At 71.5% G+C, this 19,646-nt stretch carries 13 protein-coding genes; 2 read left to right on the top strand and 11 right to left on the bottom strand.

The genetic code is table 11. The features are described from left to right. Positions 1–207 precede the first annotated feature (207 nt). The 7 genes from ACIBK8_RS02575 to ACIBK8_RS02545 all read right to left on the bottom strand — a co-directional run bounded on the left by ACIBK8_RS02575 (position 208) and on the right by ACIBK8_RS02545 (position 11,426). On the bottom strand, positions 208–1,251 hold the full coding sequence (locus ACIBK8_RS02575; protein WP_399039653.1) for a PRC and DUF2382 domain-containing protein: 1,044 nt from the start codon (positions 1,249–1,251) through the stop codon (positions 208–210). A 323-nt stretch (positions 1,252–1,574) separates the two neighbouring features. Continuing rightward, positions 1,575–3,167 carry a phosphoglycerate dehydrogenase gene (gene serA, locus ACIBK8_RS02570; RefSeq protein ID WP_393682241.1) on the bottom strand — a complete coding sequence of 531 codons (1,593 nt, stop codon included), beginning with the start codon at positions 3,165–3,167 and terminating at the stop codon, positions 1,575–1,577. A gap of 278 nt (positions 3,168–3,445) precedes the next feature. Next, positions 3,446–4,444, bottom strand: a complete 999-nt coding sequence (gene ilvC / locus ACIBK8_RS02565; RefSeq protein ID WP_393682243.1) for a ketol-acid reductoisomerase — start codon at positions 4,442–4,444, stop codon at positions 3,446–3,448. Positions 4,445–4,592: 148 nt separating this feature from the next. Next, positions 4,593–5,117, bottom strand: a complete 525-nt coding sequence (ilvN, locus tag ACIBK8_RS02560) for an acetolactate synthase small subunit (RefSeq protein ID WP_393682245.1) — start codon at positions 5,115–5,117, stop codon at positions 4,593–4,595. A gap of 44 nt (positions 5,118–5,161) precedes the next feature. After that, positions 5,162–7,027: an acetolactate synthase large subunit gene (locus tag ACIBK8_RS02555; protein ID WP_399039651.1), complete on the bottom strand. Its 1,866-nt coding sequence runs from the start codon at positions 7,025–7,027 to the stop codon at positions 5,162–5,164. A gap of 209 nt (positions 7,028–7,236) precedes the next feature. Next, positions 7,237–10,158 (bottom strand): putative bifunctional diguanylate cyclase/phosphodiesterase, encoded by a 2,922-nt coding sequence (locus ACIBK8_RS02550; RefSeq protein WP_399039649.1) that lies wholly within the window; start codon positions 10,156–10,158, stop codon positions 7,237–7,239. Positions 10,159–10,448: 290 nt separating this feature from the next. Then, positions 10,449–11,426, bottom strand: coding sequence for a 2-hydroxyacid dehydrogenase (locus tag ACIBK8_RS02545; protein WP_399039648.1), 978 nt, complete (start codon positions 11,424–11,426; stop codon positions 10,449–10,451). A gap of 88 nt (positions 11,427–11,514) precedes the next feature. Between ACIBK8_RS02545 and ACIBK8_RS02540 the strand changes: the two genes are divergently transcribed. Together ACIBK8_RS02540 and ACIBK8_RS02535 are read left to right on the top strand one after the other, a co-directional pair. After that, positions 11,515–12,546, top strand: coding sequence for an aldo/keto reductase (locus ACIBK8_RS02540; protein ID WP_399039647.1), 1,032 nt, complete (start codon positions 11,515–11,517; stop codon positions 12,544–12,546). A gap of 117 nt (positions 12,547–12,663) precedes the next feature. Beyond that, positions 12,664–13,824, top strand: a complete 1,161-nt coding sequence (locus ACIBK8_RS02535; RefSeq protein ID WP_399039646.1) for a PQQ-dependent sugar dehydrogenase — start codon at positions 12,664–12,666, stop codon at positions 13,822–13,824. A gap of 100 nt (positions 13,825–13,924) precedes the next feature. Here the strand turns inward: ACIBK8_RS02535 and ACIBK8_RS02530 are convergent, their stop codons facing one another. From ACIBK8_RS02530 to gatB, 4 genes are all read right to left on the bottom strand, one after another. Further along, positions 13,925–14,581: a hypothetical protein gene (locus ACIBK8_RS02530; RefSeq protein ID WP_399039645.1), complete on the bottom strand. Its 657-nt coding sequence runs from the start codon at positions 14,579–14,581 to the stop codon at positions 13,925–13,927. Positions 14,582–14,715: 134 nt separating this feature from the next. Continuing rightward, positions 14,716–16,830 carry a phosphocholine-specific phospholipase C gene (locus tag ACIBK8_RS02525; protein ID WP_399039644.1) on the bottom strand — a complete coding sequence of 705 codons (2,115 nt, stop codon included), beginning with the start codon at positions 16,828–16,830 and terminating at the stop codon, positions 14,716–14,718. 214 nt (positions 16,831–17,044) lie between these two features. Continuing rightward, positions 17,045–17,944: a TIGR03620 family F420-dependent LLM class oxidoreductase gene (locus ACIBK8_RS02520; RefSeq protein WP_399039643.1), complete on the bottom strand. Its 900-nt coding sequence runs from the start codon at positions 17,942–17,944 to the stop codon at positions 17,045–17,047. A 181-nt stretch (positions 17,945–18,125) separates the two neighbouring features. Next, complete coding sequence (gene gatB, locus ACIBK8_RS02515; RefSeq protein ID WP_399039642.1) at positions 18,126–19,637, bottom strand: Asp-tRNA(Asn)/Glu-tRNA(Gln) amidotransferase subunit GatB; 1,512 nt, start codon at positions 19,635–19,637, stop codon at positions 18,126–18,128. Positions 19,638–19,646 lie beyond the last annotated feature (9 nt).

The following is a 19,646-nucleotide window of genomic DNA, read 5'->3' as shown; positions in this document are numbered from 1 at the left end:
CGCCACCGGCTCAGGTACCGCCCGGTCCGAGCGGTGTCTCCGGAATGGCGGACGCGCTACCCGTCGGGGCGGAACCCGTAAGGGCCCGGCCTCCGCGGGCGGGCGGGAGGCCGGGCCGGTCGCGGTGCGGGGCGGGCGCCGACGGGCCGGGGCGGGCGGCGGGCGGCCGGATCAGGGGCCTCCGCCGCTCCCCCCCGGGGCGGCGGGTCACCGGCGCCGGTCAGGACCCGGGCCCTTCCGCTCGCCCTTACGGGCCGTCGTACCGTCGTCGAACTCCAGCTGCTCCTTGCGGATCTCGATGTTGACCTCCTTCTGCTCCGTGACCCGCTCGGTCTCCAGCCGCACCCGTTCCACCGGCACGGTCTTCTTGCTGACCACGGCCTGTTCCTCGTGCAGGACGACCTCGACCTCGCCGTCACTGATGCGCGGCGGGGTCCGGCCGCTCATCCGCTCGTCGTCGGTGATCCGCTCGCGGACCATCCGCACCTCTTCGTGGCTGACCGGAACCGTGCGGTGCACGTCCTCGGTGACCACGCGCTTGCGCAGGTGGGCACGGCCGCTCTCGCGCTCCTCGGTGCCGATCTGCATCTGCTCCTCGGAGAGCACGATCTCGGGGACCTGTTCCCTGGCCCCCTTGGTGCCCGTGCGCTCGTCGTCGCCCCGGCCGCGTGACATCGCCATCCCGCCGGCCCCCGCCCCGGCCAGCGGCCGGTCGGTGCGTTCCTTGTGGAGCGATCCGGCGCCCTCGGCCATCGCCCGGTCGCGGTCGCCGGCCGGCGTACGGGCCCGCCGCGCGTCGGCTCCGGTGCCGGCCGCGGCCATCCCCGCGGCGCCGCCGGCCGCCATGCCGGTGCCCGTCATCCCTGCGTTGCCGGTGCCCGCCGGGCTGCCGGTGTCGGCGCCCTGCACGGTGCCGGCCGCCGGGTTACCCGGCCGGGTCAGCCCGTAGTGGCGGTACAGCTCATCCTCCTCGGACGGATCGAGATGCCCGTCGGCATCGATCCGCGGTGCCTCCTTGATCGTTTCCTTGGTGTGCGGAACGTGCAGTTCGTCGTCCACCCGCCGCGCCCCGGCAAGCGGTACGAAGGTCTCCTTCATCCCGAAGAGGCCGGTCCGCACGGTGATCCACTCGGGAATGTTGGTGGCGTCGTCACGGTAGACCTGCTGGACCGAGCCCACCTTGGCGCCCTCCGAATCGACCACGTTCAGCCCGGTCAGATCCTGCGGGGTGTCACCCAGAGGTGCATTCATGGCGTCTTCTCCTTCCGCCCGCGCCGGCAGGGCACGCGCAGTTCCCATTGCGCGACGCGAACACGCACGCAGCGAGTCGGGAGCGAAGGAAAACAGCGGCTCCGACGGGCCCCGGACGGTATTGACGGCGCTCGGCCCCTCCCCACCCACTACGCCATTCGAGTGAAGGGTGCGGAGGTCTCCGGGGCCGGTCCTTCACCCGGCCGGGTGCGGGCCATTCGTCTGGCTCTCGCGGCGCCACGCGCACCCGCAGCGCACGGCAACGGGCCCGGACCCCGCCGAAGCGGTGTCCGGGCCCGTGTGAGCTGCGGAAATCCGGTGGATCAGTCGGCGAGATTGACCGCGCGCACCGAGGTCGCGCCGATCTCGTCGGAGATCTCGGCGAGCACACCGGCCGGGATGGTGTCGTCGACGGTCAGCGCAACCAGGGCCTCGCCGCCCACGTCGGCCCGCGAGACCTGCATGCCGCCGATGTTGATGCCCGCCTCGCCCAGGATCCGGCCGACGGTGCCGACGACTCCGGGGCGGTCGCCGTAGCGCAGGAACGCCATGTGGTCGGCGAGCGCCAGGTCGATGGAGTGCTCCCCGACCGCGACGATCTTCTGGGCGTTCTTGTTGCCCGACAGGGTGCCGGAGATCGAGACCTCCTCGCCGTCGGCGAGGGTGCCGCGCACCGTCACGACGTTGCGGTGCTCGGCCGACTCGCTGCTGGTCGTCAGCCGCACCTCGACGCCGCGCTCCTGCGCGAACAGCGGCGCGTTGACGTAGGACACCGTCTCGGCGACGACGTCCTCGAACACGCCCTTGAGCGCGGAGAGTTCCAGCACCTTGACGTCGTGCTGGGTGATCTCGCCGTACACCTCGACGTCGAGCCGCAGCGCGACCTCACCGGCCAGCGCGGTGAAGATCCGGCCCAGGCGCTCGGCCAGCGGCAGCCCCGGCTTGACGTCCTCGGCGATCACGCCGCCCTGCACGTTGACCGCGTCCGGCACCAGCTCACCGGCCAGCGCGAGCCGCACCGACCTGGCGACCGCGATACCGGCCTTCTCCTGCGCCTCACCCGTCGACGCACCGAGGTGCGGGGTGGCCACGACCTGGTCGAACTCGAACAGCGGCGAGTCGGTGCACGGCTCGGACGCGTAGACGTCGAGGCCCGCGCCTGCCACCCGGCCCTCCTTGAGCGCGCTGGCCAGCGCGACCTCGTCGACGATCCCGCCGCGGGCGGCGTTGACGATCCGGACCGACGGCTTCACCTTGTGCAGCGCGTCGTCACCGATCAGGCCGACCGTCTCGGGCGTCTTGGGCAGGTGCACGGTGATGAAGTCGGAGACCGCGAGCAGCTCGTCGAGGGTGAGGAGCTTGACGCCCATCTGCGCGGCGCGGGCCGGCTGGACGTAGGGGTCGTAGGCGACGACCTTCATGCCGAAGGCCGACATCCGCTGCGCGACCAGGACGCCGATCCGGCCGAGGCCGACCACGCCGAGGGTCTTCTCGCTCAGCTCGACACCGGTGTACTTGCTCCGCTTCCACTCGCCGTTCTTCAGGGCGGTGTTGGCCTGCGGGATGTTGCGGGCGGTGGCGACCAGCAGGCCGCAGGCCAGCTCGGCGGCGGTGACGATGTTGGAGGTCGGGGCGTTGACGACCATCACACCCGCCTTGGTGGCGGCGGAGACGTCGACGTTGTCCAGGCCCACGCCGGCGCGGGCGACGACCTTCAGCTTCTTCGCGGCGGCGATCGCCTCGGCGTCGATCTTCGTGGCGCTGCGCACGAGGACGGCGTCCACCTCGGCGATGACGGGGAGCAGTTCGGCGCGGTCCGCGCCGTTGCAGTGCCGGATCTCGAAGTCGGGGCCGAGGGCGTCGACGGTGGCGGGCGAGAGTTCTTCGGCGATCAGTACGACAGGTTTCGAGCTCACGTGGTCTTCAGTCCTCACTAGTCCTTCGCGGACGACCGTCCCGACGGCCGAAGGCGGTGAAGGGGGCAGCCGCGTGGAAGACGCACGACGCTGTGAGCCTGACGCGCTTGTGCCTGGCAGTGTAGTGGCGGCCCTGGGCGTCGCTGTGCCGAAGCGTAAGGATCACCCGTGCGTGGTTCTACGCGGTGGACAAGGCGACGCCGCCGTATCGGTGGACGGGCCGCGGCCGGACGGACGAAAGGGCCGCGGACAGTGCCGCGGCCCTCGTCCGACGGGTGTTACGCCTCGTCGTCGACCCAGCTCATCAGCTTGCGCAGCTGCTTGCCCGTGGTCTCCAGGAGGTGGTTCTCGTCGGCCTTCTTGTACTCGTTGTACTTCGGCAGGCCGGCGTTGTACTCCGCCATCCAGTTGTTGGCGAAGGTGCCGTCCTGGATCTCGGCGAGCACCTTCTTCATCTCGGCCTTGGTGTTCTCGTTCACGATCCGCGGGCCGGTGACGTAGTCGCCCCACTCGGCGGTCTCCGAGATCGACCAGCGCATCTTCTCCAGGCCGCCCTCGTACATGAGGTCCACGATCAGCTTCAGCTCGTGCAGGCACTCGAAGTACGCGATCTCGGGCTGGTAGCCCGCCTCGACCAGCGTCTCGAAACCGGCCTTGACCAGCGCCGACGCACCGCCGCACAGCACGGCCTGCTCGCCGAAGAGGTCGGTCTCGGTCTCCTCGGTGAAGGTCGTCTTGATGACGCCGGCGCGGGTGCCGCCGATGCCCTTGGCGTACGCGAGCGCCAGCGCGAAGGCGCTGCCGGACGCGTCCTGCTCGACGGCCGCGATGCAGGGCACGCCGCGGCCTTCCTCGTACTGACGGCGCACCAGGTGGCCGGGGCCCTTGGGGGCGACCATGCAGACGTCGACGCCCTCGGGGGCCTTGATGAAGCCGTAACGGATGTTCAGGCCGTGGCCGAAGAACAGCGCGTCGCCGTCCTTGAGGTTGTCCTTGATGGACTCCTCGTAGACCTTCGCCTGGATCGGGTCCGGCACCAGGATCATGATGACGTCGGCCTCGGCCGCCGCCTCGGCGGGTGTGACCACCCGCAGGCCCTGCTCCTCGGCCTTCGCCTTGGACTTGGAACCCTCGTGCAGACCGACGCGCACGTCGACACCAGAGTCACGCAGGGACAGCGCGTGGGCATGGCCCTGGCTTCCGTACCCGATGACCGCGACCTTGCGGTTCTGGATGATGGACAGGTCGGCATCGTCGTCGTAGAACAGCTCGGCCACTTCGGGTATCTCCTTGGATCTAGCTGGTTGCCCACACAGTACGTCGGGCGGGGTGGGGAAGGTTCGCGGGTCTCGCCATGCGAGCGGCGAGGGCGGCGCCGTGCCGCTCGGGGCGCGGCGCCGTGCGGTCCGCCGGGGACCGCGGGGGTCAGGCCGTACGGTCCAGCGCGCGCAGCGAGCGGTCCGTGATGGACCGGGCGCCACGCCCTATGGCGATGGTGCCGGACTGCACCAGCTCCTTGATGCCGAACGGCTCCAGCATCTTGAGCATCGCCTCCAGCTTGTCGCTGGATCCGGTGGCCTCGACGGTGACCGCCTCCGGGGAGACGTCGACGGTCTTGGCACGGAAGAGCTGGACGATCTCGACGATCTGCGAGCGGGTCTCGTTGTCCGCGCGGACCTTGACGAGGACCAACTCCCGCTGGATCGCGTGCCCCTGCTCCAACTCGACGATCTTCAGCACGTTGACGAGCTTGTTGAGCTGCTTGGTGACCTGTTCGAGCGGCAGCGATTCGACGCTGACCACGATGGTGATGCGGGAGATGTCGGGGTGTTCGGTGACACCGACCGCGAGCGAGTCGATGTTGAAACCGCGCCGGGAGAACAGGGCGGCGATCCGCGCCAGGATGCCGGGGGTGTTCTCCACCAGGACGGAGAGCGTGTGCTTGGACATGGTCGGTCTTCTCTCTTCTTCCGTGCGTCCGTGACGTCCTGGGCTCAGTCGTCGTCGTGGTCGCCGAAGTCGGGACGCACGCCCCGGGCGGCCATGACCTCGTCGTTGGAGGTGCCGGCGGCCACCATCGGCCAGACCTGGGCGTCCTCGTGGACGATGAAGTCGACCACCACCGGGCGGTCGTTGATGGCGTTGGCCTTGGCGATGACGGCGTCCAGCTCGGCCGGGTCCTCACAGCGCAGCGCGACGCAGCCCATCGCCTCGGACAGCTTCACGAAGTCGGGGATGCGGGTGCCGCGGGGCTTCTCGCCGCCCGCCTCCTCGCCGGGGCCGCTGTGCAGCACGGTGTTGGAGTAACGCTGGTTGTAGAAGAGCGTCTGCCACTGGCGGACCATGCCCAGCGCACCGTTGTTGATGATCGCGACCTTGATCGGGATGTTGTTCAGCGCGCAGGTGACCAGCTCCTGATTGGTCATCTGGAAGCAGCCGTCGCCGTCGATCGCCCACACCGTGCGGTCCGGCTTCCCCGCCTTGGCGCCCATCGCCGCCGGGACGGCGTAGCCCATCGTGCCGGCGCCGCCGGAGTTGAGCCACGTCGAGGGCTGTTCGTAGTCGATGAAGTGGGCGGCCCACATCTGGTGCTGGCCCACACCCGCCGCGTAGATGGTGCCTTCGGGGGCCAGCTTGCCGAGCCGCTCGATGACCTGCTGCGGCGAGAGGCTGCCGTCGTCGGGCAGGTCGTAGCCCAACGGGTAGGTCTCGCGCCAGCGGTTGAGGTCCTTCCACCAGGCGCGGTAGTCACCCTTGTGGCCTGCGTCGTGCTCCGCCTGGACCGCGACGATCAGGTCGGCGATGACCTCACGGGCGTCACCCACGATCGGCACGTCCGCCATCCGGTTCTTGCCGATCTCCGCCGGGTCGATGTCCGCGTGCACGACCTTGGCGTACGGGGCGAAGGAGTCCAGCTTGCCGGTGACACGGTCGTCGAAGCGGGCGCCGAGGGTGATCAGCAGGTCCGACTTCTGGAGGGCGGTGACGGCGGTGACCGCGCCGTGCATGCCGGGCATGCCGACGTGCTGGGGGTGGTTGTCGGGGAAGGAGCCGAGCGCCATCAAGGTGGTGGTGACGGGCGCGCCGGTCAGCTCGGCGAGCACCTTCAGCTCGGCGGTGGCACCGGACTTCATGACCCCGCCGCCGACGTACAGCACCGGCCGCTTGGACTCCACGATCAGCCGGGCGGCCTCGCGGATCTGCTTGGCGTGCGGCTTGGTCACCGGGCGGTAGCCGGGCAGTTCGGTGTGCGGCGGCCAGCTGAAGGTGGTCTTCGACTGGAGGGCGTCCTTGGCGATGTCAACCAGGACAGGACCCGGGCGGCCCGTGGACGCGATGTGGAACGCCTCCGCGATCGTCCGCGGGATCTCCAGCGGGTCGGTCACCAGGAAGTTGTGCTTGGTGATCGGCATCGTGATGCCGCAGATGTCCGCCTCCTGGAAGGCGTCCGTGCCGATGGCTGCCGAGGCGACCTGCCCGGTGATGGCGACCAGCGGGACGGAGTCCATGTGCGCGTCGGCGATCGGCGTGACGAGATTGGTGGCACCCGGCCCGGAGGTCGCCATGCACACCCCGACCTTGCCGGTGGCCTGCGCGTACCCGGTGGCGGCGTGCCCCGCACCCTGCTCGTGGCGCACCAGGACGTGCCGGACCTTCGAGGAATCCATCATCGGGTCGTACGCCGGAAGGATCGCACCGCCGGGAATGCCGAACACGGTGTCGGCCCCGACCTCCTCCAGCGAACGAATGAGGGACTGCGCACCCGTGACGTGCTCGACGGCGGCGGTCGGCTGCGGTCCGCCGGAGTGACGGGTCCGCGGCTGCGGATGGTGGGCCCCCGGGGCGGCCTGCTCGGTCATCTGCGTCTCTTCTCGAAGCTGAGGGTTTTGGCGGGATTTGTGAGGTTGCGATGCAACAAAAAACCCCTCGTGCCGGGAGGCAAGCGAGGGGAGCGCGTCGGGTGCGTTCAAGTGGGCTTCTTCGATGCCCAGCTTCAGCCGACGCGCTTTCCAAGTACGAGAATTCGGGTGCGCATGGCACTGACCCTCCCCCCGGCGCCACATGAGTGTCAAGTGGGTGGGACGGAGGTCTCACTATTTGGGCGCAGCGGGGGATGGACCAGGGCATCGGGGCCGGCCAGACCGCCGTGCCGCACCGGCAGCCTGCTGCCCGAGAGCACCACGGCACGCCCCTCTCCCGACAGGGCCGGCAGCGGGTAGGAGTCGCGCGTCAGGGCCCGCCGCAGCCGGTGCTCGTCGAGCGGCCCGGAGAAGGCCACGCCCTGGCCGTGCGTGCAGCCCATGGCGCGCAGCGCGAGGACCTGTTCGGGCAGGTCGACGCCGTCGGCGACCGACTGCATCCCGAGATCGGACGCGATCCGCAGCAGGCCGGAAGTGATCTTGTGCAGCCGGGCGGATTCGACTACGCCGTCGACGAGACCACGGTCCAGGCGGAGCACGTCGATGGGCAGCCGGCGCAGGGCGCTGATGGCGGCGTACCCGCTCCCGAAGCCGTCGAGCGCGATCCGTACGCCGGCCCGCCGCAGGGCGACCAGGCGGCGCTCCAGTTCGTCGAGCGGGATCCTCGGGTCGCTGTCGGACAGCTCCAGGACGAGGGCGCCCGAGGGCAGGGCGTGCCGGGCGAGCAGGGACTCGATGCTCTTGGGCGGCAGCGCGCGGTCCAGCAGACGGCGGGCGGAGAGGCGGACCGCGACCGGGACCTGATGGCCGGCGCGGTGCCTGGCCGCGGCCTGTTCGACGGCCGCTTCGAGCTGCCAGCGGCACAGCTCGGCGGTGCGGTCCCCCTCCTCGGCGGTCCGGCCGCGGTCGCCGACCCGCAGGAATTCGGCCGGGGTGAACAGGATGCCCTGGACGGAGCGCCATCGGGTGTGCGCGGCGACGGCGGTGACCCGGCCGGTGGCCAGCTCGACCACGGGCTGGTGCAGCAGCGTGAACTCGCCTTCGTGCAGCGCGGTGCGGAGCTTGGTGGCGAGTTCGGCGCGGCGGGCCACCTCGGCCTGCATCTGCGGCGCGTACAGCTCGACCCGGCCCTTGCCCGCCTGCTTGGCGCGGTACATGGCGAGGTCGGCGTTGCGCATCAGCCCGGCCGGGGTGACGCCGGGCTCGGCGAAGGCCACGCCGATGCTCGCGGCGACCCTGACGTCCCGGCCGTCGATGCGGTAGGGCTCGGAGAGCTTGATGCGCAGCCGGTCGGCGATCTCGTGGATCCGGAACTCGCGGGCCGACGGGTCGCAGGTTCCGTCGCCCGTGATCAGCGCGGCGAATTCGTCGCCCCCGAGCCTGGCCGCTATGTCACCGGCACGCACCGAATCGCCGAGCCGCTTGGCCGCCTGGATCAGCAGCTCGTCGCCGGCCTGGTGCCCGATGGTGTCGTTGACCTGCTTGAAGCCGTCGAGGTCGATGTAGAGCACGGCGGTGTCGTGGTCGCCGGCCCGGCGGCCGGTGAGCGCCTTGCTGACGCGTTCGGTGAACAGGGCGCGGTTGGGCAGGTCCGTGAGCGCGTCGTGCGAGGCGTTGTGCTGGAGCTGGGCCTGGAGGCGGACGCGCTCGGTGACGTCACGGGAGTTGAAGATCAGGCCGCCGTGGTGGCGGTTGACCGTGGACTCGACGTTCAGCCAGCCGTCGCCTCCGGAGCGCCGCGCACCGGCACGGAAACGGCACTCGATACGGGTGGTGGGCTCGACGTCCGGTGGGGCGGCGAGGAATCTGCGGACCTCGTGGACGACGCGTCCCAGGTCCTCGGGGTGGATCAGGGAGGCGAGTTCGGAGCCGACCAGTTCCTCCGCGTCGCGGCCGTAGACCCCGGCCGCCGCCGGGCTGACGTAGCGCAGCACACCGGTGGGCGCGGCGATCATGATGACGTCGCTCGACCCCTGGACCAGGGAGCGGAAGTGGTTCTCCTTCTGGGCCAGTTCCTGGGTCAGCGTGAGGTTGTCGAGCAGCATGATGCCCTGGCGTACGACCAGGGCGAGTACGACGGTGCAGCCGGTGAAGAGCACGACGTGGTCGAGGCGGTGGCCGTCCAGGACGTTGGTGAGGATGCCCAGGGTGCACACGCCGGCGGCGAGATACGGGGCCAGCGCGGCCAGCGAGCCCGCGATCGGGCGGCCTGCGGGGGTCTGGGGCCTGCGGGCCTGGCGGGTGGCGCGGTCGTCGCCGCCGAGGTCGCCGGGCGCGCGCCGGATGACCCAGGGCGCGTAGGCGAGGAGTATCGACCCGGCGAACCAGCCGGCGTCCAGGATCTGGCCCGAGCGGTAGTGCTCGCGCAGCAGCGGTGAGGTGAAGAGGGCGTCGCACAGCACCGTCAACGCCAGGGCGGCGATGGCGGTGTTGACGGCCGAGCGGTGCACGGACGCCCGCCGGAAGTGCAGTGCGAGCACCATGCTGACCAGCACGATGTCCAGCAGCGGGTAGGCCAGCGCCAGCGCGCACTGGGCGACGCTGCGGCCCGGGAAGTGGGCGGTGTGCGCGAGGGCCAGGCTCCAGGACAGGGTGAGCAGCGAGCCGCCGATCAGCCAGGCGTCCAGGGCGAGACAGATCCAGCCGGCTTTGGTCACCGGCCGTTTGGCGAGCACCAGGAGGCCGATGATCGCGGGTGGAGCGAACAGCAGGAAGCAGAAGTCCGCCAGGGAGGGGCTGGGGACCGCGGTCCCCTGCACGACTTCGTACCAGCCCCATACGCCGTTGCCGAAGGCGGCCATCCCCGAGGAGCCGGCGAAGAGTACCCATGCGGGGCGGAGGCGGGTGTCGCGCTTGCGGGCGTACAGGCCGCAGGAGACGGCCGCCACCAGCGCGGCGAAGCTGAGGCCGAAGTCACCCATGAACTTGGCGACTTGGGGAGACCCCCAGCCGAGGGCGGCGCCCACGGCGTAACCGCCGCAGATCCCCGCGAGTGCGATCTGCGGCACCAGGCTCGGCGGTCCGCCCGCCTGGACCGGCGGCCGGGAGAGCACCGCGCCCGGGGCGCTCACCGGGCCCTCCCGTGCACACCGGCGTGGTGGCGACGTGGTCGGCACATCGGGGGCTGTCGCCATATCCCCCTCGGTGCTCGTGGATCGCGCGTCTCGCGATTCGTCCATCGGCCGTACATCGCCGTCGCCCCCCTCGAGTTCCGGATCCTTCGCGGGCGCCGCCGGCTCTGCGACGCCGTCCACGACCGGGACGATACACCAGAACGGTCACTCAGGGACATAGCACTTCTACGGAGCGTGACGATGGCGGTGTTTGTGCACACTCCGTGCATTCGTACGGACCCGTAGCGCTACGCGCAAGCATTCCGGTCGGATGTGGCGACCACGTTCCGTATCGGCTCCCCGGCGGCGAAAAGCCGCAACTGGTCCCGCAGAAGGCGCTTCGCGCGGGGCAGGAAGGCAGAGCTGGGGCCCCCGACGTGTGGAGTGATGAGCACGCCGGGAGCGTGCCACAGAGGGTGTCCGGCGGGCAGAGGTTCCGGATCGGTGACGTCGAGCGCCGCACGCAGCCGTCCCGAGGTCAGCTCGGCGAGCAGCGCGTCCGTGTCGACGACCCGGCCGCGTGCGATGTTCACCAGCAATGCGCCGTCCTTCATGCGCGCCAGGAAATCACGTCCGACCAGGCCACGGGTCTCGTCGGTGAGCGGAGTGGCCAGCACCACCACATCGGCGTCGGGCAAGAGGGCGGACAGGGCGGACAGTGGATGCACTGGACCGCGCACGGTCTCACGGGCGGTGCGCGCGATGCGTGTGACCCGCGCGCACTCGAAGGGAGTGAGCCGGTCCTCGATGGCACTGCCGATCGACCCATACCCCACAATGAGGACGGATTTGTCGGCGAGCGCGGGCCGGAAGGCCGGCTGCCACTCCCCCGCGTCCTGGGCGCGCACGAAGTCGGGCACACCGCGCAGTGCCGCCAGGATCAGGGTCAGGGCCAGCTCCGCCGTGCTGGCGTCGTGCAGTCCGCGGGCGTTGCACAGCTGGGTGCCGGGCGGCAGTTGGGGCAGCGCGGGCAGCATGTGCTCGACCCCCGCGGTCAGGGTCTGCACCACACGGACCCGGGTCATCAGCGGCAGTGGCCGCAGTGACGGTTCTGCACCCTTCATATAGGGGACGGCGTAGAACGCGCACCGGGCGGGATCGGCCGGGTAGTCGGGACCGGCGTCCCAGTGGACGTAGTGCAGTCCTTCGGGAAGGCCCTCGATCTCGTCGGGCGGGATCGGAAGCCATACGTCCATCGCGTCGGTGCGCGGGTCTGCGGTTGCCATGGCCCGAGGCTATGCGAAGAGACGTTCACTTCAGACGTTAGTTTGGTCTGGCCCTTGACCGGGGGCGAGGGGACGGAGGCACGACCAGGTGGAGCGCAGGACAATCGGTGCGGCGGCCCTCGAAGTGGGCGCAATCGGGCTCGGCTGCATGCCGATGAACTGGGGGTACACCGAGTCGCAGCGGAGCTTGGACGGCTCGTTGCGGGCCGTGCACGCCGCGCTCGACCGGGGGTGCAGCCTGCTGGACACCGCCGACATGTACGGGCCGTTCACCAACGAGCTGCTGGTGGGCCGGGCGCTCAAGGAACGGCGGGCGGACGCCTTCGTCTCGACCAAGTGCGGGCTGCTGGCCGGCGAGCAGCACATCGTGGCCAACGGCAGACCCGGCTATGTGAAACGGGCCTGTGACGCCTCGCTGCGCCGGCTGCGGACCGACCGGATCGATCTCTACCAGCTGCACCGCGCCGATCCCGAGGTCCCGATAGAGGAGACCTGGGGCGCGATGGCGGAACTGGTGGCCGCCGGCAAGGTGCGCTCGCTGGGGCTGTGCGCCGTGGGCGCCCGCGCGCTGCGGCCGACCCGCGCCGACCGGCAGGCGGCGGGCGCCGGGCGGCGCTTCCGGTCGCGGACGCACGACGGGACGCTGCGCCAACTGGAGCGCATCCAGCAGGTCTTCCCGGTCAGCAGCGTGCAGGCGGAGCTGTCGGTGTGGTCGCCCGACGCGCTGGAGGAGCTGCTGCCGTGGTGCGAGTCGCGCGGTGTCGGATTCCTGGCGGCGATGCCGCTGGGCAACGGCTACCTGACCGGCACCCTCACCCCGGGGCAGGGCTTCGAGCCGGAGGACCTGCGGGCCAGGCACCCGCGGTTCACCGCCGAGATGATGGCGGCGAACCAGCCTGTGGTGGCCGGGCTGCGCCGGGTGGGTGCGCGGCACGGCGCGACACCGGGCCAGGTCGCGCTGGCGTGGGTGCTGGCGCAGGGGCGGCACGTGGTGCCGGTGCCGGGGACGAAGAAGGAGCGCTGGGCCGCGCAGAACGCCAAGGCCGCCGACCTGGTGCTGGATCGCGCCGACCTGGTGGAGATCGCCTCGCTGCCGCCGGCCCGTGGGTCGTGGTACTGACCCGGGCCTGTCCGATGGGTGTCCGCGGCGACACCGCCCCCGCCGGCCCGCGGCGTCCGGCGTCGGCGCGCGCGATGTGGTGTCCTTGTCCCGCTCCGCCGACGAGAGGACCCTGCCGTGCAACACCGTTCCCTGACCGTCGTGTTGACCGCGGCTTCGCTGCTGCTGGCGGCGGGCTGCTCCGCCGGCGGCGCGCAGCCCGGCAAGGACGGCCCTTCTCCCGGCGCGAAGGGCTCCGCGCGTCCGGGCCCTTCGTCGTCCGCGCCGCCCGCCACAGGATCGGTGCAGGTGACCGGCACCCTGGCCACCGGCCTCGACTCGCCCTGGGGCGTGGCCCTGCTGCCGGGCGGCGACCTGCTGGTCGGCTCCCGGGACACCGGCCGGATCTACCGGATCGCCGCTGACGACGGCAGGAAGACCGCACTGGGCTCGGTTCCGGGGGTGTCACCGGGCGGCGAAGGGGGCCTGCTGGGGCTCGCGGTGTCCGCCACGTTCGGCGCCGACCACCAGGTCTACGCGTATTTCACCACCGAGTCCGACAACCGCATCGCCCGCATGATCTACGACGCGAAGCGGCCCGCTGGCGACCAACTGGGCGCGCCCGACACCGTCTTGCGGGGCATCCCCAAGGGCCACATCCACAACGGCGGCCGGATCGCGTTCGGCCCGGACAAGATGCTCTACGCCGGTACCGGCGAGACCGGCGACAAGGGGCTCGCCCAGGACAAGGAGTCGCCGGCCGGCAAGATCCTGCGGATGACGCCGGACGGCGAGCCCGTGCACGGCAACCCCGAGGCGGATTCGGTGGTGTACGACTACGGTCACCGCAATGTCCAGGGTCTCGCCTGGGACGGCCACGACCGGCTGTGGGCCTCGGAGTTCGGGCAGGACACCTGGGACGAGCTGAACCTCATCGCGTCGGGCCGCAACTACGGCTGGCCGGAGCGGGAGGGGAAGGCCGATGGCGGTGCGGGCGGCTCCGGTTTCACGGATCCGGTCGCGCAATGGAAGACGTCGGACGCCTCGCCCAGCGGCATCGCGTACGCCAAGGGCTCGGTCTGGATGGCGGGGCTGCGCGGCGAACGGCTGTGGCGGATCCCGCTGGACGGGACGAAGCCGGTGGCGGCGCCGCGGGCCTTCCTGAAGGGCACGTACGGGCGGCTGCGGACCGTGGTGGCCGCGGAGGACGGGTCGTTGTGGCTGGTCACGGGCAACACCGACGGGCGGGGCGAGCCGCACAAGGGCGACGACCGGATTCTGCACCTGAAGGTGACCTGAGCACTCCGGCGGGAGGGCCTGGGCCGCCGCGGACACGGCCGAGGCCCGCCGGGCGAGCCGGCGGGCCTTGGCTGCGGAGCGGTTGACGGGCCTGCGGTCCTCAGGACCCCGGCGCCGCGGGGGCCTTGGGGAGGCTGGGCAGGCTCGCCAGGACGTCGAAGTACATCCCGGCGGAGATGAGGATGCCCAGGACGCCGAGTGCCAGGCCGCCCCAGGCGACGGCGCGCATCCAGGCGGCGCGCGGGCGGTTGAGCAGCACGGCGCCGCCGATGATCACGGCGAGCAGCGCGAACAGGCCGTTGACCAGGGCGGTGGTGTGCCAGGGCGCACCGTAGACGGTGGCGATCTGGTCGGTGGCCTTGCCCGACTGGAGCTTGATCTGGCCGAGCAGGGTCTGCCGTTCGGCCAGCAGCGTGCCGAGCCAGGTGCCGGTGACGGAGGCGAGGCCGAGCCCGGCGGCGACGACCGCGCCCGCGCCGAACCCGACACCGGCGGTGGGCTTCACCGGGGCGGTGTCGTCAAGGGCGTCCTCGTCGTCGTGCGCGGTCACGTCCGCACCGTCGTCGAGGCCGTCGAGGCCGCTGTCCTCGTCGTGTCCGGCCGCCGCGGCGGGCTCCTCTGTCCCCTTCTCGGTGGCGGCGCCGGTGTCCGGCTCTGCGGTGGTCTTCCCCTCCGCGTCCGTGGCGGCCTCGGCCGGCACGGACGGGTCGTCGGTTCGCGTTGCGGCGCGCTCGTCGGTCGTCCTGGTCGTTCCCATGTGCGCGACCGTAGGGGTCGCGTCTGAGAGTCGGATGAGAGAGGGACGGCGCGGGGGCGCGTGGCGGCGGCGGGCGGCGGGCGCGCGCCGGCCGGCCGCTGTCCCGCCGCTGGTCAGCCGCGCGCCCGCCCGGTTCAGCCGGTGACCGACTCCGTGCCGTTCTCGATGTGTCCCATGAGGCGGCGGCGGAAGGAGGTGTCCTCGGCGGCGGTGAGGGCGAGGTCGTACCAGCCGTGCGCGTCCGCCGCCGGGTGCGCGACGGTGCGGGTGCCGCCGGCCTTCACCTTCAGGGTGCGCGGCGCGGCGTCCCCGTAGGCGAGCGGGGCGAGGGTGACGGTGAGGTCGGCCGCGCCGCCGTTGACGACGGTCAGGTGGATCTCCCTGCGGTCCGCGTCGATGCGGGTACGGACCTGGGCACCGGCCGCCGCGCCCGTGCCGTGGCCGGCGAACTCCCGCCGGAAGCCGTTCGGTCCGGTGACGGTGAAACGGTACGCCCCGTCCTTGACCGGCACGTCCCAGCTCCCGGTGCCGGTCACGTCGCGGTGCTGCGGCGTCTCGTACTCCCCGGCGTACGGGTGGAGTGCGAAGTGGGCGGAGGCGGCGCCGCGGTTGCGCACCGCCATCCGGAAAAGGGCGGCGCCCGCGTCGAGACCGCCGTCGGCGTCCGGCTGGTAGGGCAGCGGCCTGGCCGGGCGGTTGCCGTGCTCCTGCTGGGGCAGCGCCTGGTCGGCCGGCGGGCGCGGCGCCCAGCGGCCGCTGAACGGCGGGATCGCGCCCGGCCGTTCCACCGACGGCTGCCGGCGCCCGCGCGAGAAGTCGAACGCGCCGGTGAGGTCGCCGCAGACGGTCCGCCGCCAGGCGCTGATGTTGGGCTCCCGCACCCCTGTCCACCGTTCCAGGAAGCGGGTGATCGAGGTGTGGTCGAAGAGCTGCGAGCAGGCGTAACCGCCGACCGTCCAGGGCGAGATGACGATCATCGGCACCCGCATGCCCAGGCCCGTCGGCTTCCCGTCCCAGAACTCGCCGTCGGTCCCGGCGGGCGGCACCGGCGGCGGTACGTGGTCGAAGAAGCCGTCGTTCTCGTCGTAGGTGAGGAACAGCGCGGTGTGCCGCCAGACGTCCGGGTTCTTGCCGAGTGCGTCCAGCACCTTGTAGACGATGGTGGCGCTCTCGACCGGCGACGAGGAGCCGGGGTGTTCGGAATCGGCGGCCGACGGCACGATGTACGACACCTCGGGCAGCTTGCCGCTCGCCACGTCGGCGGCGAAGGCGGTGGCCGTGGTGTCGGGCTCGCCGCGCCGCAGCGCCCGCTCGAACAGGCTGCGGTCCGCGCGCCCGAGCGCCTTGACGCCGTCCTCCAGCAGCCCCAGCAGCCGGGTGCGTTCGTCCGCCGCGGCGCCCGCCACCTTGCCGTAGAAGGCGGTCATGTTCGACACGCCGCCGACCTTCGCCAGCGCCTTCTTCGCGACCGCCTTGAAGCTGGCGTAGAACTCCAGGTTGTTGTCGGTGAAGTTGTCCCACTCCTGGTAGACCCGCCAGCTGTGGCCGGCCTTCTCCAGCCGCTCGGGGTAGGTCGTCCAGGTGTAGCCGGTGTGGGTGTCCTCCTCGTACGCGTCGTTGCCGACCGCGCGCTTGCCGGTGCCGGGTTCGAAGCCGGTCCAGCCGCTGACCAGGTGGTTGCGGTTGGGGCTCGTGGAGGAGTGGATCGACGAGTGGTAGGCGTCGCAGACGGTGAAGGTGTCGGCGAGTTCGTAGTGCAGGGGGACGTCCTGCCGGTCGTAGTGGGCCATGGTGGCGGCGGTCTTGGCGGTGACCCAGTTGTTCATCCAGCCGCCGTTCCACGCCTTGGAACCGCCGTCCCATTCGTGGTTGAGCGCCCCTATGTACTGGAGGTCCTTGTTCTGCGCGGCGGCGGCCGTGCGGACCGGGAAGGGCAGGACGGTGCCGATCCCCAGCGCCCCTGGCTGCTCGTAGACGGTGCGCCCGCCGGGCAGTTCGACGGCGTTGCGGTCGGCGAAGCCGCGTACCCCGCGCAGCATGCCGAAGTAGTGGTCGAAGGAACGGTTCTCCTGCATCAGCACGACGACGTGCCTGATGTCACGCATGTCGCCCGCGCCACGAGCGGGCCGTGCCGCGTCGGCGGCCAGCGCCTCCTGAAGCGACGGCGGCAGCAGCGATCCGGCGACCGCCGCCCCCGCCGCGGCGGCGCCAACTCCCAGTACCCGCCTGCGAGATACCTCCGATGTCACGCCCGACCTCCCAGTCGACAGTCAATGGTCTTCGGTCAGCCCATTGAGATGGTGCGACGGGGACGGTAGTGGACGGCTGTGACGGGCGATAGGTATCGAGGTGACAACTTTGGGAACACGTGACCGGGCCGGAGACCGCCGGACGGTGGGAACCGCCGACGGGGTGCCGTGCGCGGCACGCCCGACGGCGGTCCGCCGCCCCCGGCGGGGCGGGTCAGCCTTCCCGCAACGCCGGTGCCAGCTCCCGCAGTTGCTCAAGCCCCAGGCCGTCGGCGGCGATCGGCTGGACGGACACGTGGTCGGCGCCCGCGTCGTGGTGCTCCTGGACGCGGCGCCGGATCGCGTCGACGTCGCCCCAGGCCACGATCGCGTCCACCAGCCGGTCGCTGCCGCCGTTCGCGAAGTCCTCGTCACCGAATCCGAACCGGCGCAGATTGCCGGTGTAGTTCGGCAGCTCCAGGTAGAACCGCGTGTGCTGGGCACGGGCCAGCGAACGGGCCTTCTCCGGGTCGGTCTCCAGGAGTACGGCCTGTTCGGGGGCGAGCAGCGGGCCCGCGCCGAGGACCTCACGGGCGCGGGCGGTGTGCTCCGTGGTCACGAAGTACGGGTGGGCGCCGGCCGCCCGCGCCGCCGCCAGCTCCAGCATCTTCGGGCCGAGCGCGGCCAGCACCCGGGCCGGGGCCGGATCCACGGCCGGGCCGACGTACGGGGCGGCGTCCATCGCGTCGAGGTACGCGCGGACGGCCGCGAGCGGCTTGGCGTAGGTGTGCCCGCGCTGGTCGACCAGCGGCGCGTGGCTCGCGCCCAGACCGAGCAGGAAGCGCCCGTCGTACGCCGCGGCCAGGTTGTGCGCGGCGGCGGACGCGGCCGACGCGTCACGGACCCAGATGTTGGCGATGCCGGTGGCGACCGTGATCCGCTCGGTGGCGGACAGCAGCAGCGCGGCCTGGCTGATCGCCTCCGACCCCGGGCCCTCACCGAACCACAGGGCGCCGTAGCCGAGTTGCTCGATCTCGGCGGCGGCCTCCCTGGCCTGTGCCGCCGACACGCGGCTGAGGCCGCCGTGCCAGACACCGATCCGGCCGATCCGCGAAGCAAGAGCGTGCTGCTGCACCGTTCCTCCACTGTCCGAAGTGTGGTGGCCCCGCCCGCGTCCGCGGCAGGGCCTCTCCCCCGATCACAGCACGGGCACCCGCCCCGGGCATTCCCGCCCGGCCGGTACGGACGGACGGAACGCGGAAGCGGCCGTCCTCCCGGAGGAGAACGGCCGCTTCCGTGGTGCTTCCCGGCTGTGCTCAGCCTTCCGTCACGCCGAGGCGCTCCAGGATGAGTTCACGGACCCGGGCCGCGTCGGCCTGGCCGCGGGTGGCCTTCATGACCGCGCCGACCAGCGCACCGGCCGCCGCGACCTTGCCGCCGCGGATCTTGTCGGCGATGGCGGCGTTGCCCGCGATGGCCTCGTCGACGGCGGTGCCCAGGGCGCCCTCGTCGGAGACGACCTTCAGGCCGCGCTTCTCGACGACGGTGTCCGGGTCGCCCTCGCCGGCCAGCACACCCTCGATGGCCTGGCGGGCCAGCTTGTCGTTGAGGGAGCCGTCGGCGACCAGCGCGGCCACCCTGGCGACCTGCACCGGGGTGATCGGCAGGGCGGCGAGGTCCACGCCGTCCTCGTTGGCGCGGCGGGCCAGTTCGCCCATCCACCACTTGCGGGCGGATGCGGAGTCCGCGCCCGCGTCGGTCGTGGCGACGATCAGGTCGACCGCACCGGCGTTGAGGATCGACTGCATGTCGTGCTCGGAGACGCCCCACTCCTCGCGCAGGCGGTTGCGGCGCAGTCGCGGCAGCTCAGGCAGCGCGGCCCGCAGTTCCTCGACCCACTCGCGCGAGGGGGCCACCGGCACCAGGTCCGGCTCGGGGAAGTAGCGGTAGTCCTCGGCGTTGTCCTTGATGCGGCCGGCCGTCGTCGAGCCGTCCTCTTCGTGGAAGTGCCGGGTCTCCTGGACGATGGTGCCGCCGGAGGAGAGCACCGCGGCGTGCCGCTGGATCTCGAACCGGGCGGCCCGCTCCACCGAACGCAGCGAGTTGACGTTCTTCGTCTCCGAGCGGGTACCGAGCTTCTCGGTGCCGTTCGGGCGCAGCGAGAGGTTCACGTCGCAGCGCATCTGGCCCATCTCCATGCGGGCCTCGGAGACACCCAGCGCCTTGATCAGCTCGCGCAGTTCGGCGACGTACGCCTTGGCGACCTCGGGGGCCCGCTCGCCGGCGCCCTCGATCGGCTTGGTGACGATCTCGATCAGCGGGATGCCGGCGCGGTTGTAGTCCAGGAGGGAGTGCGAGGCGCCGTGGATACGGCCGGTCGCGCCGCCGACGTGGGTGGACTTGCCGGTGTCCTCCTCCATGTGGGCGCGCTCGATCTGCACCCGGAAGACCTCGCCGTCCTCCAGCTGTACGTCGAGGTAGCCGTCGAAGGCGATCGGCTCGTCGTACTGGGAGGTCTGGAAGTTCTTCGGCATGTCCGGATAGAAGTAGTTCTTCCGGGCGAAGCGGCACCATTCGGCGATGGAGCAGTTCAGCGCCAGGCCGATCTTGATGGCCGACTCGACGCCGATCGCGTTGACGACCGGGAGCGAGCCGGGCAGGCCCAGGCAGGTGGGGCAGGTCTGCGCGTTGGCGTCGGCGCCCAGCGTGGTCGCACACCCGCAGAACATCTTGGTCTTGGTGCCGAGCTCGACATGGACCTCCAGGCCCATGACGGGGTCGTACGCCGCGAGAGCGTCCTCGTACGACACCAGGTCAGTGACAGTCACGGTGAAACT

This window comes from Streptomyces sp. NPDC050161 (assembly GCF_044460025.1).
Lineage (GTDB): Bacteria > Actinomycetota > Actinomycetes > Streptomycetales > Streptomycetaceae > Streptomyces.
The sequence above is the reverse complement of the archived record's forward strand: the minus strand, read 5'-3'. Positions and strand labels throughout refer to the sequence as shown.